Source organism: Nevskia soli DSM 19509, from assembly GCF_000711955.1.
GTDB classification, from domain to species: Bacteria; Pseudomonadota; Gammaproteobacteria; order Nevskiales; family Nevskiaceae; genus Nevskia; species Nevskia soli.
Genome location: NZ_JONR01000001.1, coordinates 192,538 through 209,244, shown reverse-complemented (window position 1 = coordinate 209,244; position 16,707 = coordinate 192,538). Strand labels below are relative to the sequence as shown.

Below are 16,707 nucleotides of genomic sequence, written 5' to 3'. Positions count from 1 at the left end.
TTGCGCCCTTATTTCTGGATCAAGCGCTTCGAGTTCTCGACGAACTCGAGCATGCGCCCCACGTGCGGCGAGCGCTGGGCGATTCCGGCCAGCTCGGCCTTCATTTCGTCCTGGCGCAGGCCGGCCAGGAACATGGTGCGATAGGCGTGCTTGATGTCGCTGATGTCCTCGGCGGTGAAGTTGCGCCGGCGGATGCCCTCGATGTTGATGCCGCGCGGCGCGGCCGGGTTGCCCTGCACCACCAGGAACGGCGGCACGTCGCGGGTGATGCCGGCGCCGCCGGCGGAGAAGCTGTGGGCGCCGATGCGGCAGAACTGGGCGACCATGGTGACGCCGCCGAACACGACGAAGTCCTCGACGTGCACATGCCCGGCCAGGGTGGTGCCGTTGGCGAAGATGGTGTGGTCGTCGATGAGGCAGTCGTGGGCGATGTGGCAGTAGGCCATGATCCAGTTATCGTTGCCGATGCGGGTCAGGCCCTTTTCCTTGAGCGTGCCGCGCTGGATGGTGACGTACTCGCGGATGGTGTTGTCGTCGCCGATCTCGACCCGCGTCGCCTCGTCCTTCTTCGCGGTCTTGTCCTGCGACACTTCGCCCAGCGAGGCGAACTGGAACACGCGGTTGCGCCGGCCCAGGCTCATCGGGCCCTGCAGCACCACATGCGGGCCGATCCAGCTGTCCTCGCCGATGCGGACGCCCGGGCCGATCACCGTGTAGGGGCCGACCTCGACCGAGGCGTGCAGTTCGGCCTGCGGATCGATCACCGCGGTGGGGTGGATCTTTCCGCTCATTCGCCGCTCACCTCGGCGGCGGGCGCCGCGGCGGTGACGCCTTCGGTGGCGGGCGGCTGCTTGAACACGCACATCAGGTCGGCTTCGCAGGCCAGTTCGCCGTCGACGCTGGCGCGGCTCTTGAAGCGCCAGAGGTTGCGCTTGATCTTGTCGATCGACACGCTGAGGGTGAGCTGGTCGCCGGGAACGACGATGCGCTTGAAGCGGGCATTGTCGATGCCGGCGAAGTAGAAGATCACCCCGGATTCCGGCTTGATGCCGGTTTCCTGCGAGGTGAGCAGGCCGCAGGTCTGCGCCAGCGCCTCCAGGATCAGCACTCCCGGCATGGTCGGCACATCGGGGAAATGGCCGGTAAAGAAAGGCTCGTTGTAGGTCACGTTCTTGATGGCGACCAGCGACTTGCCCTTTTCATAGGCAATCACCTTGTCGACCAGCAGGAAGGGGGAACGGTGCGCCAGCATCCCCATGATGGCGCGTATATCAAAAATCGTCTGGTTCACTCGCGTCTCCGGGTTTCGGCTCCAGCTTCAGTTTCTTTTCCACTTGTTCCAGGCGCTCGTCAACATTCCCGAGCCGCCTGATGCGGCTTACCAGTTTGCGCCATTCGCGCACCGGCTGGGCCGGCAGGCCCGAGCCGTAGACCCCCGGCGCGGTCAGCGACTTGGTCACCATCGCCATGCCGAGCACCACCACATCGTCGGCGATGCGGATATGGCCGGTAACGCAGGTCGCGCCGCCGATCATGCAGCGCTTGCCGATGACGGTGCTGCCGGCAATGCCGGTACAGGCGGCGATGGCCGTATGTTCGCCGATGCGGCAGTTATGCGCGATCTGGATCTGGTTGTCGAGCTTGACTCCATCCTCGATCACGGTGTCGTCCAGGGCACCGCGGTCGATGGTGGTATTGGCGCCGATTTCGACATCATTGCCGATGACCACGATGCCCAGCTGCGGCACTTCGATCCAGCCCTCACGGGCGCGCGCCAGGCCGAAACCGCGGCCGCCGATGACGACGCCCGGCTGCACGTGGGCGCGGGCGCCGAGGCGGCAGCGCTCGCCGATATAAACGTTTGCTTCGAGCCGGCTGTCCGGGCCAATCACCGCACCGCGCCGGATCAGGCAATTCGGCCCGATGAAGCTGCCCTCGCCGATGCTCGCGCCGTCCTCGATCACCGCGTGCGGGGCGATCCAGCAACCGGCGCCAACCACGGCGCCGGGGGCAAGCACCGCCGCCGGATGCAGGCCCGGGGTGAACTGCCTGCTGCCATCGAACAGCGCGGCGATGCGCGCGAAGGCCAGCGCCGGATCCGGCGCCAGCAGTGCGTTGCCGGGGAATTTCTCCGCCTCGCGGGGAGAGATGATCACCGCCGCGGCCTGCGTCTCCGCCAATTCCGCGCGACGGCGCGGGTCGGTACAGAAACTCAGGTGGCCGGGCTTGCCCGGTGCGAGCGAACTGACGCCGGAGATGCGCAATTGCGCATCTCCTTGCAGTTTCAGGGCGAATTTCTCCGCCAGCTCACCCAGCGTGTAGGCAATGGTGTCGGCCAGTTCAGCCATGCCGCGCGCCCCCGGCAGTCGCGTGCTCCGCCGTTTACTTGGCGGCGCCCTGCGCGTTGAGACGCTTCAGCACGTCCTCGGTGATGTCGATGGCCGGGTTGATGATGAAGGCGTCGCTGATGACCAGGTCGTAGCCCTTTTCCTTGCCCACCTGGAAGATCACGTCGCGGATCTGGCTGACCGCCTGACCCTGCAGTTCCTGGCTGCGCGCCTGCAGCTCGTCCTGCGCCTTGCGCTGGTCGTAATCGAGCTGGGCCTTGCGGGTGTTCAGGTCCTTTTCGGTCTTGTCGCGCTGCTCCACCGACATGGTGGCGCCGTCACGCTGGTATTTCTGGATGTCGTCGGCGAGCTGCTTGCCCTGGGCCTCGAGCGTGCCGCGGCGCTTTTCCACTTCCGCCTGGATCTTGGCCTGGGCGGCCTTGAGCTGGGCGGAGTTCTGCAGCAGGTCGTTCCTGACGGCAGCGATCTTCACTTCGGCCTGGGCAGCAGCCGAGGCGGCCAGCAGCACTACGGCAAGGCCGAGTGCACGAATACGCTTTTGCATCATGTCAGTCTCTCTAAGTAAGTGTTTTGCGTCGTGGGGAAAATCAGAAGCCGGAGCCGAACGTCAGCTGGAAGTGCTGGGTTTCGTCGCCCGGTTTCGGGTTCAGCGGGAAAGCGTAGCTCAAATCGAGCAGACCGAGGATCGGCGTGAAGAAGCTGAAGGCGATACCGGTCGACTGGCGCAGCTGCGAGGCCTTGAAATCCCCGGCATTGCCATAGACGTTGCCGATGTCGAAGAAGGCGCCGGCGCGGGTGGTCTTGTTGTCGCTCACCACCGGCAGCGGAATCACCAGGGTGGTCTGCGCCGTGGTGCGCAGCTTGCCGCCGAAGGGGTTGTTGAACGGCGTATCGCGCGGGCCCAGCGTGCCGTCGCGGTAGCCGCGGACGGTGTTGGCGCCGCCGGCGAAGTAGTTCTGGTACGGCGGCACGCCGTGGGTGCTGCCGTAGTTGTTGATGTAGCCGATGGTGCCGTCGAATTCGGCGAAGAACTGGTACGGCAGCGGGAAGTACTGCTGCTGCTGGATGCTGGCGTTGTAGTACGTCAGGTCGCTGCCGGGAATGGCGATGTCGATGTTCAGGCGGGACAGCGAGCCGCTGCTGGCGAAGAAGGTGCGGTTGCGGGTATCGCGGGCGATACCGGTGCGCAGCTGGTACTCGTTGTACTCGGTGCCGTTGTTGATGACGAAGTCCAGCACCTGATCCGAGCTGTTGCCGGGGAAGGTCTGGATGGCGGTGCGGGAAATGCCGCCGCCGAGGCGCAGGAAGGTGAACTCCGACAGCGGGATGCCGTAGGTCAGGTCCGCACCGAACACGTTGTAGTCGAATCCGGAGCTGTAGCGGATCACGCCCTTGGAACGGCGGTAGTAGGTCGAGATGGTCTGGCTGATGCCGTCCGAGGTGAAGTACGGATTGGTCCAGCTCAGATTCAGCTGGCGCGTCAGGTAGCTGTTTTCCGCCGTCACCGACACGGTGTTGCCGGTGCCGAGGAAGTTGGAGTTGCTGACGCTGGCGCTGATCAGGAAGCCCTGCGAACCGGAGTAACCGACGCCGAACTGGACCTGGCCGGGCTGACGTTCCTTGACCTTGTATTCGAGGTCGACCAGATCGTCGGCGCCGGGGACCGGCTTGGTCTCGACTTCGGCGGACTCGATGAACGGCAGGCGTTGCAGGCGCACGCGCGAACGTTCGACCGCGCTCTTGGAGAACGGCGAGGCTTCGAGCTGGCGCATTTCGCGGCGCAGGGTCTCGTCGTTGGTGCCGGCGTTGCCCACGAAATTGATATGGCGGATGTAGGCGCGCTTGCCCGGCTCGACGTAGTAGTTGAGGCCGACCTGGCGCTTGGACTCGTCCACCTCGGGCAGCGGCGTGACCTTGGCGAAGGCATAGCCGATATCGGACAGGGCGGCTTCGATGCGGTCCGAGCTCTCGGTGGCTTCACGCCGCGAGAACTGGCTGCCGTCGGGTGTGGTCACCAGGCGGTTGAGGAAGTCCTCGTTGAGCACCGTTTCGCCGGAGAAGCGATGGCTCTTGACGGTGTACTTGTCGCCCTCGTCGACGTTGAGGGTGACGTAGACATCTTTCTTGTCCGGGGACAGTTCGACCTGGACCGAGATGATGTTGAACTGCAGGTAGCCGCGATCCTGGTAATAGGAGCTGAGGGCTTCGAGATCGCCGCCGAGCTGCTGCTTGGAATAGCGATCGGTCTTCTGGAACAGCTTCCACCAGATGGTGTTCTGCAGCTTGAGCTGCTCCAGCAATACCGCCTTGGGGAAGCTCTTGTTGCCAAGGATGTTGATCTCCTTGATCTTGGAGACGGGACCCTCGGTGACCTGGATCTTGATGTCGACGCGATTGTTGGGCAGCGTATCGACGTGGGTGTCGATGTCGACGTCGTAATAGCCGTTGGCGTAGTACTGGCGCCGCAGTTCCTGCTGCACCTGATCCAGCAGCTCGCGCTTGAACAGTTCGCCCTGGGCCAGGCCCAGGTCCTTCAGCGACTTGTTGAGTTCGTCGCCGCCGATCTTGTCGTTGCCCTTGATGGTGAAACCGGCGATCTCCGGGCGCTCCTTGACCTTGATCACCAGGGCATCGCCATCGCGGTTGAGCGCGACGTCCTGGAACAGGCCCGAACCGTAAAGGCCGCGGATCGCTTCACGCGAGGTGTTGTCGTTGAGTTCGTCGCCCACCGCCAGTGGCAGGTAGGTCAGGACCGTTCCGATTTCCAGACGCTGCAGGCCTTCGGCCCGGATCTCACGGATCTTGAACGGTTCCACCGCCCAGGCAGCACCCTGCAGCGCCAGCACGGCCAGGAAGCTCAGGGCAACAGGAATCCCGCGTCGTTCGAATCTAAAAAAGCCCATTCAGGGTCAGCCTATCAGGCGTGCAACATCGTTGTAGAAAGCCAGTCCAAACAGCAACATCAGCAGCGTCAGGCCGATCTGCTGGCCGAACACCTGGGCACGCTCGGAAAGGGGTGACCCCTTAACCCATTCCATCAGGCCATACAGAATCTGTCCGCCGTCGAGGATGGGAATCGGCAACAGATTCACGATCCCCAGATTCAGGCTGACGATGGCGATGATTTTCAAAAACGCCCACAAGCCAATGCTTGCCGATAATCCCACCACCTGGGCGGTATTGATCGGCCCGCTGATATTCTTGGTAGAAATATCACCCAAAACCATGTGGTAGACGAATTCGACTACCGTCACGGCCGTGTCCCAGGTGGCCTGCAACGCCAACGGCAGCGCCTCCACGGGACCGTACTGCTGCTTAATCTGCAAATCGTGCCACAACTTGTCGTCCGCCGCCATCGGCGCCTGCGCGCTGGCGCCGATACGGGCAACGCTGATGCCATGATCGGTCACCACGTTCGGGATGACGTCGATATGCAGCAACTGCGTTCCGCGCTGCACATCGAGCTTGATCACCTGGCCCGGATGGCTCGAAATGCCGCGCTGGAATTCCTGGAAGCTCTTCAGCGGCACGCCATTCAGCGCAACCGCCCGATCCCCGTCCTGCAAGCCCGCCCGCTGTGCCGGGCTGTCAGGCAGGATCTTGGCCAGGATCGGCTCCATCGGCGGCTGGTAGGGATCGAAACCCAGATCGTCGAACAGGTATTGTGGATCGCTGCGCACCTTGCCCAGGTCCAACGTTACCTTTCGCTGCACTCCATCCTGGCCCTGCACCACCAGAGCGGTCTGCTGCCGGGTGAATACATTCTTGATCAGGTCGCTGCGCAGGGCATCCCAGTTCTGGATGGCGCGCCCGTTCAGGCTGACCACCCGGTCCCCGCTATGCAGGGCGGCGGCGGCGGCGGCGGTGCCGGCGGCAGGCTCGGCCAGGAAGGGTTTGAGTCCCGGCACGCCAGCCATCAGCATCAGCCAGAAGAAGACGATGGCGAGGATGAAATTGAATACCGGCCCCGCGGCGAATACCGCGATGCGCACCCACACCGGCTGGCGGTTGAATGCGCGCGGCAGATCGGCTTCAGCCACCGGTCCTTCGCGCTCGTCCAGCAACTTTACATAGCCGCCAAGGGGAATCGAACCGATCTGGTATTCCACCCCGTCGCGTCCCTGCCAGCGCGCCAGCGGCTTGAACGGGCCGAAGGAAAAGCCCACCGAGAAACGCAGCACCTTGACGCCGAAACGGCGCGCCACCCAGAAGTGGCCGAACTCATGGAAAGCCACCATGATGGCGATGGCGACGAAGAACCACAGGGCGTTGTGCAGGCCCGACTGCAGATACTCAATCATCAACAACACTCCCGGCGCGAGCCGATGCAATACCGCCCGCTGCCGCAAAACGGGCACGGAGCCCGCAGGATTTGTCCGGAACCGCCACGGCGCGTCGCGCCGCAGGTGCCGGAACCGGACCCGACAGCCGCAAAGATACCCAAGAATGGCCCCTCGTGCTGCATTCGACCGCGCCCGGACTGCCGCGTTCGCCTCCCGGCCGGCCGCTGTTCTTCAAAGCCGAAGCCAGTACAAACCGAGCGCCATGGCCGGTCCGGCGGCCAGCAGGCTGTCGATACGGTCGAGTATGCCGCCGTGGCCGGGGAGCAGCTTGCCGCTGTCCTTGATGCCGGACAGGCGCTTGAACATGCTGATGCCCAGGTCGCCGACGATGGACAGAGCCGCCACCAGCAGGCTCAACCCGACCAGCAGCAGCAGTTGCCGCAGGCCGGTGGGCTGGAACACGTAACCGCCGGCGGCCACTGCGTAGACGGCGCACAGCAGGAGGCCGCCCAGAGCACCTTCGCGGGTCTTGCCCGGCGATACGTTCGGCGCCAGCTTGTTGCGGCCGAAGTTGCGGCCGGCGAGATAGGCGCCGACGTCGGCCGCCCACACCAGCGCGAAGAGGTAGATCAGGCGCAGGCCGTGCTCCTGCATGCCGCCGATGATGGCCAGGGAGATGATCGCCGGCACCCACAGCACCTGCCCCAGCAAACCCAGGGCCGGGATGCCGGGCCGATGGCGCTGCAGGTTGCCTGGAAACCCCGGCATCAGGCACAGGGCGCACAGCCACCAGAGCACACCGAGCGCCGCGAACCAAGGCCACGCGGCGCGCCCCAGCCAGGCGGCGGCCAGAACCACGGCGCTGAGCAGCACATAACCCCAGCGGCGGCCGGCGGCCTCGGCGCTCTGTGGTAGCCCCATCATGGCGGTCCATTCCCAGGCGGCGAGCAGGGCTACGCCACTGAACAATCCGTACAGCCATGGGCTCGGCGCAAACCAGATGGCGCCGAGCACGATCGGCAACAGGACCAGGGCGGTGATGACGCGTTGCAGGAGCATGAGCTGGGATCAGGCGCTTTCTGGCACGCGGCCGAAGCGCCGCTCGCGTCCAGAGTACCAGTGCAGCGCACGTTCCAGTTCGGCGGCGTCGAAATCCGGCCACAGCACGTCACTGAAATACAACTCGCTGTACGCCAGCTGCCACAGCAGGAAATTGCTGATGCGCTTCTCGCCGCCGGTGCGGATCAACAGGTCCGGGTGCGGCAGGTCGGCGGTGACCAGGCGCGATTCCAGGTTGGCGGGGGTGAGCGGCAGGCCTTCAGCGCACAGGCGCTGCGCCGCCTGGGCGATATCCCACTGGCCGCCGTAGCCGGCGGCGATCACCAGGACCAGGCCTTCATTGGCGGCGGTGCGGGTGGTGGCCTCGCGCATCAGTTCGCGCAGGGATTCGGGGAAATCGGCATGGTCGCCGATGAAGCGGATGCGCACGCCGTTGCGGTGCAGGCTGTCGATCTCGCGGCCCAGGGTGCGCACGAACAGTTCCATCAGCAGGCGCACTTCCAGCGGTGGCCGCTGCCAGTTTTCCTGGCTGAAAGCGAACAGGGTCAGCACTTCGATGCCCTGGCTGTGACAGGCACGCACGATGCGCCGCGCGGCGGATACGCCGGCGCGGTGGCCGAGCGCGCGCGCCTTGTTGCGCCGCTTGGCCCAGCGGCCGTTGCCGTCCATCACCACGGCGACGTGGCGCGGCAGGCGGGGCGCGGCCAGAACCGGGGGTTCGTGGGTCACGGGCGGAGTCGCCTGCGCCCTAGACGGCCAGCAACTCTTTTTCCTTCGCGGCCATCACCTCGTCGGCCTTGGCGACGAACTGGTCGGTGAGCTTCTGGATGGCGCCCTCGCCCTCCTTCTCCTCATCACTGGTGACGAGCTTTTCCTTGGCCAGTTCCTTGATGTCCTGGTTGGCGTCGCGCCGCACATTGCGGATCGCCACACGCGCGCCCTCGGTCTCCGACTTCACCACCTTGATCAGGTCGCGGCGGCGCTCTTCGGTCAGCGGCGGCAGGTTGATGCGGATGCTGGTGCCGGCGGTATTCGGATTGAGCCCGAGGTTGGCCGCCATGATGGCCTTCTCGATGGCCTGCACCATGTTCTTTTCCCAGGGGGTGATGAGGATGGTGCGGGCGTCCTCGACGACCACGCTGGCCACCTGGGTCAGCGGCGTCTCGTTGCCGTAGTAGTCGACGCGCACGTGCTCCAGCAGCGCGGTATTGGCGCGGCCGGTGCGCAGCTTGGTGAGGGACTGCTTGAGGGCGTCGACGCATTTCTGCATGCGCGCGGTGGCATCTTTCTTGATGTCTTCGATCATGGTTGCTCCACTGAATTGTTGCTTGCCTTGAAGTCCGGCTGTCAAACCTTGACCAGGGTGCCGATGCTGGTATCGCCGGTGACGATGCGCATCAGGGCGCCGGCGCGGAACATGTCGTACACCCGCAGATTGATCTTGTGATCCCTGCACAGCACCAGCGCGGTCTGGTCCATCACCCCGAGGCGTCGGTCCAGCGCCTCGTCGTAGGTCAGCACGTCATACCGCCTGGCTGTGGGGTCCTTGTGCGGATCGGCGGTATAAACGCCATCCACCTTGGTCGCCTTGAGCAGCAGGTCGACATTGACCTCGATGGCGCGCAGGGCCGCAGCCGAGTCGGTGGTGAAGAACGGGTTGCCGGTGCCGGCGGCGAATACCACCACGCGCCCGTGCTCCAGGTGGCGCACGGCGCGGCGGCGGATGTAGTCCTCGCACACCTCGTTGATGCGGATCGCCGACTGCACCCGGGCCGACAGGCCGATGCGCTCGACCGCGTCCTGGATCGCCAGGGCGTTGATGACCGTGGCGAGCATGCCCATCTGGTCGCCGGTAACGCGGTCCATGCCGGCGCGGGCCAGGCCTTCGCCGCGGAAGATGTTGCCGCCGCCGACCACCACCGCGACCTGTACGCCGAGGTCGATGACTTCCTTGATTTCCTGGGCCAGGCGGGACATCACGTCCGGCGAGATGCCGTAGTCCATTTCCCCCATCAGGGCCTCGCCGGAAAGCTTTACGAGGATGCGCTTGTAAGCAGGCTGTGCGCTCATTGGCATATTGTGCCTCCGCGAGGCCCGGCGGCCGCTCCCGCACCCACGCTGCGCGACACCGTCTCGCGGCCGCCCCCGCCGGAAAGCTTTACGAGGATGCGCTTGTAAGCAGGCTGTGCGCTCATTGGCGTATTGTGCCTCCGCGAGGCCCGGCGGCCGCTCCCGCACCCACGCTGCGCGACACCGTCTCGCGGCCGCCTCCGCCGGAAAGCTTTACAAGAATGCGCTTGTAGGCGGGTTGCTGGCTCAAGGGAAACTCCATAGTGGACATCATTGTCCGGAAACCGGCCATCCGGGGCCGGGGTGTTCAAAAGGCGTTTCATTACCCGCCAGTGCGGGCCAGGTCAGCGATAAAACAAGGCCCCGTCGCCGGGGCCTTGATTCAACGACTTGCGGCGAATTCTAGCGCAAGATTCTGCGATCTTGCGTGAACCGCAGCTTAACGGCGCGGATTATTTGAGCCGACCGCCGTACGGACCGCGTCCGTCAGTCCTTCTTGATACCGGCCTGCTCCATCACTTCGGCGGCAAAGTCGGTCTTTTTCTTCTCGATGCCTTCGCCTACCGCCAGGCGCACGAAGTGCGCCACGCCGGCATTCTTGGACTTGAGCAGCTTTTCGACCGTCTGGTCCTGGTCCTTGACGAAGTTCTGGCCCAATAGGGTGATTTCGGACAGGAAACGTCGGATCTTGCCCTCGACCATCTTGGCCAGGATCTCGGCCGGCTTCGGCTTCTTGCCGTTGGCCAGTTCCTCTTCCTGTTCCTGCGCCACCTGGGCTTCGATCACCTTGCGCTCGGATTCGATCGCCTCGGCCGGCACGGCGGCGGCGTCGAGGTGGCGCGGCGACATGGCGGCGATATGCATGGCCAGGTCACGGCCCAGTTCCAGCTCGCCCTGGGTCAGGGCCACCACCACGGCAATCTTGTCGCCGGGATGGATGTAAGTGGCCAGGGGGCCGCCGGCGGACTGCACCAGCTCGAAGCGGCGGAAGGTGATGTTCTCGCCGATCTTGTTGATCAACTCGCGACGCTTCTCGTCGAAGGTCTTGTCGCCGTCCTTGAGCGCCAGCAGGGCTTCCAGGCTGGCCGGGCGGTTGGCCAGGACAGCGGCGGCGGCGGCGCTCGCCAGGCCGCGGAAATCGGCGCCCTTGGCGACGAAGTCGGTTTCGGAGTTCAGCTCGACCAGGGCCACGGCCTCGTCGCTGGAGGCGATGGCGACGACGCCTTCGGCGGCGGTGCGGCCAGCCTTCTTGTCGGCCTTGGCGGCGCCGTCCATGCGCAGCTTTTCGGCGGCGGCGTCGATGTCGCCGCCGGTGGCGTCGAGGGCCTTCTTGCAGTCGCTCATGCCGGCGCCGGTGCGCTCGCGCAGTTCCTTCACCAGTGCCGCGGTAACGGGAGTGCTCATATTCGGATATCTCTGTGGGTGTTGCCCGCCTTCAGGCTAGCCGCTCTGAAAGACGGAAATATGAAATGGCGAGCCGGGGAAGGCGATCAACGCCCTCCCCGGCCGCGATCGGCTGCTTAGGCTTCGGCGCGGTCGGAACGGCCGGGACGGCCGCCGCCGGGCTTGCGCGGACGGCGATCGGCCGGCTTCGGCGCCGCAGCGCGGGCCTCGTCGGAGACGTCGACGGTCTCTTCCGGACGGCCCACGGTGACGCTGCCCTTGCCTTCGATGATGGCGTCGGCGATGCACTGGGCGTAGACCTTGATGGCGCGAGTGGCGTCATCGTTGCCCGGGATCACCACATCGATGCCTTGCGGGTTGTTGTTGGTGTCGACCACCGCCACCACCGGGATGCCGAGCTTGCGGGCCTCGGACACGGCGATGTTTTCGTAGCCGGTATCGATGACGAACAGGCAGTCCGGCAGGCTCGGCATGTTCTTGATGCCGCCCAGCGACTTGCGCAGCTTTTCCAGCTCGCGGTTGAACAGCAGCTGTTCCTTCTTGTTCAGACGGTTGATGCTGCCGTCCTCGATCTTCTTTTCCATGTCGGTCAGGCGCTTGATCGAGCCCTTGATGGTCTTGAAGTTGGTCAGGGTGCCGCCGAGCCAGCGCTGGCTGACGTAGGGCATGCCGGCGCGCTGCGCCTCGGCCTCGACCGCCTCACGCGCGGCGCGCTTGGTGCCGACGAACAGGATGCGGCCGCCGTTGGCGGCAAGCTTGCCGGTGAAGGAGCAGGCTTCCTTCAGCAGCGGCAGGGTGTGCTCGAGGTTGATGATGTGGATCTTGTTGCGGGAACCGAAGATGTAGGACTCCATCTTGGGGTTCCAGTAACGGGTGCGGTGGCCGAAATGAACACCGGCCTCCAGCAGCTGACGCATGGTGATGCTAGACATTGGCAGTAGCTCCAAGGGTTAATTGCAAACCGCGCACTCGGAATCCGGTTCCTGTGTGAGGAGGCCGGACACCCTGGGATGGGCGCGGATGGACTTGCGGGCGGGGTCGGCTGACCGAATTGGTTAGACTATTCGCTTCCGCATCATTGCCTTAACGGCGGCGCGCTTTATACCATATAAAGCCTGACGGAACAAGGCTTTTCGCACTTTTTCAGGTACCATTGCCGGCCATGTCGGTCACCATCAAAACCCCCGAGGAACAGCGCCTGATGCTCGAAGCCGGCCGTGCCGCCGCTTCGGTCCTCAGCATGATCGCACCCCACGTCAAGCCGGGGGTGACCACCGAGGCGCTGAACCAGCTGTGCCATGACTACATCGTCAACGAGCTGAAGGGCATCCCCGCCCCGCTCAATTATGGCGGCGGCGGCGGCCGCCAGCCGTTCCCGAAATCGATCTGTACTTCGGTCAACCACGTCGTTTGCCACGGCATCCCCGGCGAAAAGCAGCTCAAACGCGGCGATACCATCAATATCGACGTGACCGTGATCAAGGATGGCTTCCACGGCGATACCAGCCAGATGTTCTACGCCGGCGAGCCCTCCGTGCTGGCGCGCCGTCTGAGCGAAGTGACCCGCGAGGCGATGTTCGCCGGCATCCGCAAGGTGCGGCCCGGCGCGCGGCTCGGCGACATCGGCTATGCGGTACAGCAGGTGGCGGAAGCCAATGGCTACTCGGTGGTGCGCGAATACTGCGGCCACGGTATCGGCCGGGTGTTTCACGAGGACCCGCAGATCCTGCATTACGGCCGTCCTGGCACGGGCCTTGAATTGGTTCCGGGCATGACCTTCACCGTCGAACCCATGCTCAACGCCGGCCGGCAGGATGTGCGGCTGCTGCCGGACGGCTGGACCGTGGTGACCAAGGACCATTCCCTGTCGGCGCAGTGGGAGCACACCGTGCTGGTGACCAATACCGGCTATGAAATCCTCACCTTGCGCGCGGACGAGAAAGTCCCACATTAGAAAACGACCGTGTCAACGGTTGAATAGAGTGAAAAGCAGCAGCCAATGATCCGAGATGACCTTTAGTGGGCGCTGAAATCGACCTGGCAGAGGGCGAGGCCGCCACCGTTTTTTCCGCCCGCAAGGTGCGGGCGCGCCTGCGCGCCGAGGGACAGAAGCCGGTCGTGGCGTTCCGTTCGACCCTGGACTGGGGCCGTGAGCGCCTCACCAGCCTGTTCCATGAGGGCGCCGCTTCCGATTCGCTGGTGCACGCCCGCTCCCACCTGGTGGACGAGGTGCTGCACCAGGCCTGGCTGCAGTTCCTGCCGGAACAACCCCCGGGCCTGGGCCTGATCGCGGTCGGCGGCTACGGCCGCGGCGAACTGCTGCCGCATTCCGACATCGACCTGCTGGTGCTGCACGACGAGCAGGCCCTGGAAGGCAATAAATCGGCGCTGGAACAGTTCTTCGCCTTCCTCTGGGACATCGGCCTGGAAGTGGGCAGCGGCGTGCGCACCGTGGCCGAATGCGCGGAGCTGGCGGCGCAGGACATCACGGTCATCACCAACCTGATCGAATCGCGCCCGCTGTGCGGCGACGGCACACTGTACGCCGCGCTGCAGGACGCGATGACGCCGGACAAGATGTGGCCGGTGGACGCCTTCTTCCGCGCCAAGCTGGAAGAGCAGCGCAAGCGTTACGCCAAGTACGACGATACCGGCTACAAGCTGGAACCGAACATCAAGGAAAGCCCCGGCGGCCTGCGCGACATCCACACCGTGGCCTGGGTCGCCAAGCGCCATTTCAACGCGCTCACCCTGACCGAGCTGCGCAACCGCGGCTTCCTCAGCAAGCAGGAATGCGACGAGCTGTTCGCCGGCCAGGATTTCCTGTGGCGGGTACGCTTCGCCCTGCACATGATCACCGGCCGCCACGAGGACCGGCTGCTGTTCGACCACCAGATCAAGGTGGCGGCACTGTTCGGCTACGTGGACTCCGACCACAACAAGGCGGTCGAGCAGTTCATGCAGCTGTATTACCGCACCATCAAGTCGCTGTCCTGCCTCAACGACCTGCTGCTGCAATTGTTCGAGGAAGCGATCCTCGGCAAGGGCGAGGAAGCGGCGGTGCAGCCGCTCAATTCCCGTTTCCAGCTGCGCGGCAGCTACATCGAGGCGCGCGCCGATGACGTCTTCCAGAAGCAGCCTTCGGCACTGATCGAGATCTTCGCGCTGATGCAGCAGCATCCGCAGATCGAAGGCGTGCGCGCCGCCACGCTGCGCCTGATCCGCCGCGACCGCAAGCGCATCGATGCCCACCGCGACGACGTGCGCGCCCGCACCCTGTTCATCGGCCTGTTCCAGCACGGCAGCGGCCTGACCCATGCGCTGCGGCGGATGAACCGCTACGGCGTGCTGGGCCGCTACCTGCCGGAATTCGGCCTGGTCATCGGCCACATGCAGTACGACCTGTTCCACACGCTGACGGTCGACGAGCACACGCTGTACCTGGTGCGCAACCTGCGCCGGCTGGCGATGGAGCGCTTCCGCGCCGAGCTGCCGTTCTACAGCGATGTCATGTCGCGCATTCCCCGCCCGGAACTGCTCTACATCGCCGGGCTGTTCCACGATATCGCCAAGGGCCGCGGCGGCGACCATTCCGAGCAGGGCGCGGAAATGGCGGAGAAATTCTGCCTCGACCACGGCCTGTCGCATACCGATGCGGACCTGGTGTCGTGGCTGGTGAAGAATCACCTGACCATGTCCCTGACCGCGCAGCGCCAGGACATCAGCAACCCCGAAGTGGTCAGCAGCTTCGCCAAGCGCGTCGGCGAACGCAGCCGCCTCGACTACCTGCTGCTGCTTACCGTCAGCGACATCCGCGCCACCAACCCGGCGCTGTGGAATTCCTGGCGCGACAGCCTGCTGCGCGAGCTGTACCACGGCGCGGCCCGCGCGCTGGAGCGCGGCCTGGACAACCCGGTAAGCGAGGCGGAGCGCGTCTCCGAACAGCGCCGCTCGGCCCTGGCCCTGCTCGGCAGCCGCGGCGTCGATCCGCACAAGGCCGATGCGGTGTGGGCGCGCTTCGAAAACGATTACTTCCTGCGCCACTCGCCGGCCGAGCTGGCCTGGCATCTGCCGGCGATCGTCGCCGCCACCGACGCCAGCCTGCCGCTGGTGCTGGTGGACATGCTCGACGGCCGCGGCACCACGGTGTTCGTCTACACCCGCGATCGCCACCACCTGTTCGGCCTGTCCACCGGTGTGCTGGCACGCATGGGCCTGAACATCCTGGACGCGCGCATCAATACCACCGCCGACGGCTACGTGCTCGACACCTATGTGGTAATGGAAGGCGACGGCAAGCCGATCGAGAACCCGCACCGTTACGAGGAAATCCGTGACGGCCTGCGCAAGGTGCTCGGCGATCCGGACATCTCGGTGGTGGACGTCAACCGCCGCCGGCCGCAGCGCCTCAAGCATTTCGACACGCCGACCACCGTCAGCTTCAGCCAGGATCTCGCGCGCAAGCGCACCATCCTCGAACTGGTCACCGCAGACCAGTCCGGCCTGCTGTCGATGATCGGCCGCGTCTTCCACAAGCGCGGCATCCTGCTCGACGCCGCCAAGATCGGCACCATCGGCGAGCGCGCCGAGGACGTGTTCTTCATCACCACGCGCGAACACCTGCCGATCACCGATGAAAGCCTGCTCGACGAGTTGCGCGAGGTGTTGATCCGCACCTTGAGCGATGCCGAACCCACCAAGCCCTCCTCCAAGAAAAATGAACGCGACTGAAGCAAAAGTAATCGTTGAGCACGCTTGGGAAAAGCGCGCCTCGCTGGATACCAGCGAAACCCACGTCCGCACCGCCGTCGAAAGCGCCATCGCGCTGCTCGATGCCGGCGAGGCACGCGTCGCCGAGCCGACCGCGGCCGGCTGGGTGGTGAACGAATGGCTGAAAAAGGCGGTGCTGCTGTACTTCCGCCTGCATGACAACGCGCCGATCGAAATGGGCAGCCTGTCCGGCTACGACAAGGTGCCGCTGAAGTTCGACGGCTGGAGCGAAACCCAGTTCAAGCAGCAGGGAGCGCGCGTGGTGCCGCCGGCCGCGGTACGCCGCGGCGCCTACATTGCCCCGGGCGCGATCCTGATGCCCAGCTACGTCAATATCGGCGCCCATGTCGGCAAGGGCACCATGGTCGATACCTGGGCCACGGTCGGCTCCTGCGCGCAGATCGGCGCCAACGTGCACCTGTCCGGCGGCGTCGGCATCGGCGGCGTGCTGGAACCGCTGCAGGCCAGCCCCACCATCATCGAGGACGATTGCTTCATCGGCGCCCGTTCGGAAGTGGTGGAAGGTGTGGTCATCGAGAAGGGCGCGGTACTGTCGATGGGCGTATTCATCGGCCAGAGCACCCCGATCTACGATCGCGAGAACGGCCAGATCTCCTACGGCCGCGTGCCGGCAGGCGCGGTGGTGGTGCCCGGCTCGCTGCCGAAGGACGGCGGCCGCTACAACCTCACCTGCGCCGTGATCGTGAAGCGCGTCGATGCGCAGACCCGCGCCAAGGTCGGCATCAACGCCCTGCTGCGCGATCTGTAAAAGC

15 protein-coding genes are annotated in these 16,707 nt (G+C 65.0%); 3 read left to right on the top strand and 12 right to left on the bottom strand.

The genetic code is table 11. From position 1 onward, the window contains the following. Nucleotides 1-8: 8 nt before the first annotated feature. The 12 genes from lpxA to rpsB all read right to left on the bottom strand — a co-directional run bounded on the left by lpxA (nucleotide 9) and on the right by rpsB (nucleotide 12,096). Nucleotides 9-791, bottom strand: a complete 783-nt coding sequence (lpxA, locus tag BP26_RS0100935; protein WP_029918702.1) for an acyl-ACP--UDP-N-acetylglucosamine O-acyltransferase — start codon at nucleotides 789-791, stop codon at nucleotides 9-11. Further along, entirely contained in the window at nucleotides 788-1,279 is a 492-nt protein-coding gene (gene fabZ, locus BP26_RS0100930) for a 3-hydroxyacyl-ACP dehydratase FabZ (protein ID WP_084182702.1), read from the bottom strand. Before fabZ ends, lpxA begins: the two co-directional genes overlap by 4 nt. Beyond that, nucleotides 1,272-2,348: a UDP-3-O-(3-hydroxymyristoyl)glucosamine N-acyltransferase gene (gene lpxD / locus BP26_RS0100925; RefSeq protein WP_029918700.1), complete on the bottom strand. Its 1,077-nt coding sequence runs from the start codon at nucleotides 2,346-2,348 to the stop codon at nucleotides 1,272-1,274. Before lpxD ends, fabZ begins: the two co-directional genes overlap by 8 nt. A gap of 34 nt (nucleotides 2,349-2,382) precedes the next feature. Continuing rightward, nucleotides 2,383-2,895: an OmpH/Skp family outer membrane protein gene (locus BP26_RS0100920; RefSeq protein ID WP_084182669.1), complete on the bottom strand. Its 513-nt coding sequence runs from the start codon at nucleotides 2,893-2,895 to the stop codon at nucleotides 2,383-2,385. A 40-nt stretch (nucleotides 2,896-2,935) separates the two neighbouring features. Next, nucleotides 2,936-5,251, bottom strand: a complete 2,316-nt coding sequence (bamA, locus tag BP26_RS0100915; RefSeq protein WP_051747962.1) for an outer membrane protein assembly factor BamA — start codon at nucleotides 5,249-5,251, stop codon at nucleotides 2,936-2,938. A 6-nt stretch (nucleotides 5,252-5,257) separates the two neighbouring features. Further along, entirely contained in the window at nucleotides 5,258-6,649 is a 1,392-nt protein-coding gene (rseP, locus tag BP26_RS0100910; protein ID WP_051747960.1) for an RIP metalloprotease RseP, read from the bottom strand. A gap of 213 nt (nucleotides 6,650-6,862) precedes the next feature. Next, nucleotides 6,863-7,690, bottom strand: a complete 828-nt coding sequence (locus BP26_RS0100905; RefSeq protein WP_029918696.1) for a phosphatidate cytidylyltransferase — start codon at nucleotides 7,688-7,690, stop codon at nucleotides 6,863-6,865. Nucleotides 7,691-7,699: 9 nt separating this feature from the next. Next, nucleotides 7,700-8,419 carry a polyprenyl diphosphate synthase gene (gene uppS, locus BP26_RS0100900; protein ID WP_036515755.1) on the bottom strand — a complete coding sequence of 240 codons (720 nt, stop codon included), beginning with the start codon at nucleotides 8,417-8,419 and terminating at the stop codon, nucleotides 7,700-7,702. A gap of 19 nt (nucleotides 8,420-8,438) precedes the next feature. Next, nucleotides 8,439-8,996: a ribosome recycling factor gene (frr, locus tag BP26_RS0100895; RefSeq protein ID WP_029918694.1), complete on the bottom strand. Its 558-nt coding sequence runs from the start codon at nucleotides 8,994-8,996 to the stop codon at nucleotides 8,439-8,441. A 41-nt stretch (nucleotides 8,997-9,037) separates the two neighbouring features. Further along, nucleotides 9,038-9,766 (bottom strand): UMP kinase, encoded by a 729-nt coding sequence (gene pyrH, locus BP26_RS0100890; protein WP_029918693.1) that lies wholly within the window; start codon nucleotides 9,764-9,766, stop codon nucleotides 9,038-9,040. A 480-nt stretch (nucleotides 9,767-10,246) separates the two neighbouring features. Then, nucleotides 10,247-11,164, bottom strand: a complete 918-nt coding sequence (tsf, locus tag BP26_RS0100885) for a translation elongation factor Ts (RefSeq protein ID WP_029918692.1) — start codon at nucleotides 11,162-11,164, stop codon at nucleotides 10,247-10,249. Nucleotides 11,165-11,280: 116 nt separating this feature from the next. Next, nucleotides 11,281-12,096, bottom strand: a complete 816-nt coding sequence (gene rpsB, locus BP26_RS0100880; RefSeq protein WP_029918691.1) for a 30S ribosomal protein S2 — start codon at nucleotides 12,094-12,096, stop codon at nucleotides 11,281-11,283. A gap of 230 nt (nucleotides 12,097-12,326) precedes the next feature. Between rpsB and map the strand changes: the two genes are divergently transcribed. From map to dapD, 3 genes are all read left to right on the top strand, one after another. Next, complete coding sequence (gene map, locus BP26_RS0100875) at nucleotides 12,327-13,118, top strand: type I methionyl aminopeptidase (protein ID WP_029918690.1); 792 nt, start codon at nucleotides 12,327-12,329, stop codon at nucleotides 13,116-13,118. 65 nt (nucleotides 13,119-13,183) lie between these two features. Then, nucleotides 13,184-15,895: a [protein-PII] uridylyltransferase gene (gene glnD / locus BP26_RS0100870; protein ID WP_051747958.1), complete on the top strand. Its 2,712-nt coding sequence runs from the start codon at nucleotides 13,184-13,186 to the stop codon at nucleotides 15,893-15,895. Next, on the top strand, nucleotides 15,882-16,703 hold the full coding sequence (dapD, locus tag BP26_RS0100865) for a 2,3,4,5-tetrahydropyridine-2,6-dicarboxylate N-succinyltransferase (RefSeq protein WP_029918688.1): 822 nt from the start codon (nucleotides 15,882-15,884) through the stop codon (nucleotides 16,701-16,703). Before glnD ends, dapD begins: the two co-directional genes overlap by 14 nt. The last annotated feature ends 4 nt before the right edge of the window (nucleotides 16,704-16,707 follow it).

Bases quoted from the DNA above. Each gene is read 5' to 3' on its own strand.
- dapD (WP_029918688.1), top strand. From the start codon at position 15,882: ATGAACGCGACTGAAGCAAAAGTAATCGTTGAGCACGCTTGGGAAAAG.
- tsf (WP_029918692.1), bottom strand. From the start codon at position 11,164: ATGAGCACTCCCGTTACCGCGGCACTGGTGAAGGAACTGCGCGAGCGC.
- lpxD (WP_029918700.1), bottom strand. From the start codon at position 2,348: ATGGCTGAACTGGCCGACACCATTGCCTACACGCTGGGTGAGCTGGCG.
- pyrH (WP_029918693.1), bottom strand. From the start codon at position 9,766: ATGCCAATGAGCGCACAGCCTGCTTACAAGCGCATCCTCGTAAAGCTT.
- frr (WP_029918694.1), bottom strand. From the start codon at position 8,996: ATGATCGAAGACATCAAGAAAGATGCCACCGCGCGCATGCAGAAATGC.
- BP26_RS0100920 (WP_084182669.1), bottom strand. From the start codon at position 2,895: ATGATGCAAAAGCGTATTCGTGCACTCGGCCTTGCCGTAGTGCTGCTG.
- lpxA (WP_029918702.1), bottom strand. From the start codon at position 791: ATGAGCGGAAAGATCCACCCCACCGCGGTGATCGATCCGCAGGCCGAA.
- BP26_RS0100905 (WP_029918696.1), bottom strand. From the start codon at position 7,690: ATGCTCCTGCAACGCGTCATCACCGCCCTGGTCCTGTTGCCGATCGTG.
- rpsB (WP_029918691.1), bottom strand. From the start codon at position 12,096: ATGTCTAGCATCACCATGCGTCAGCTGCTGGAGGCCGGTGTTCATTTC.
- bamA (WP_051747962.1), bottom strand. From the start codon at position 5,251: ATGGGCTTTTTTAGATTCGAACGACGCGGGATTCCTGTTGCCCTGAGC.
- rseP (WP_051747960.1), bottom strand. From the start codon at position 6,649: ATGATTGAGTATCTGCAGTCGGGCCTGCACAACGCCCTGTGGTTCTTC.
- map (WP_029918690.1), top strand. From the start codon at position 12,327: ATGTCGGTCACCATCAAAACCCCCGAGGAACAGCGCCTGATGCTCGAA.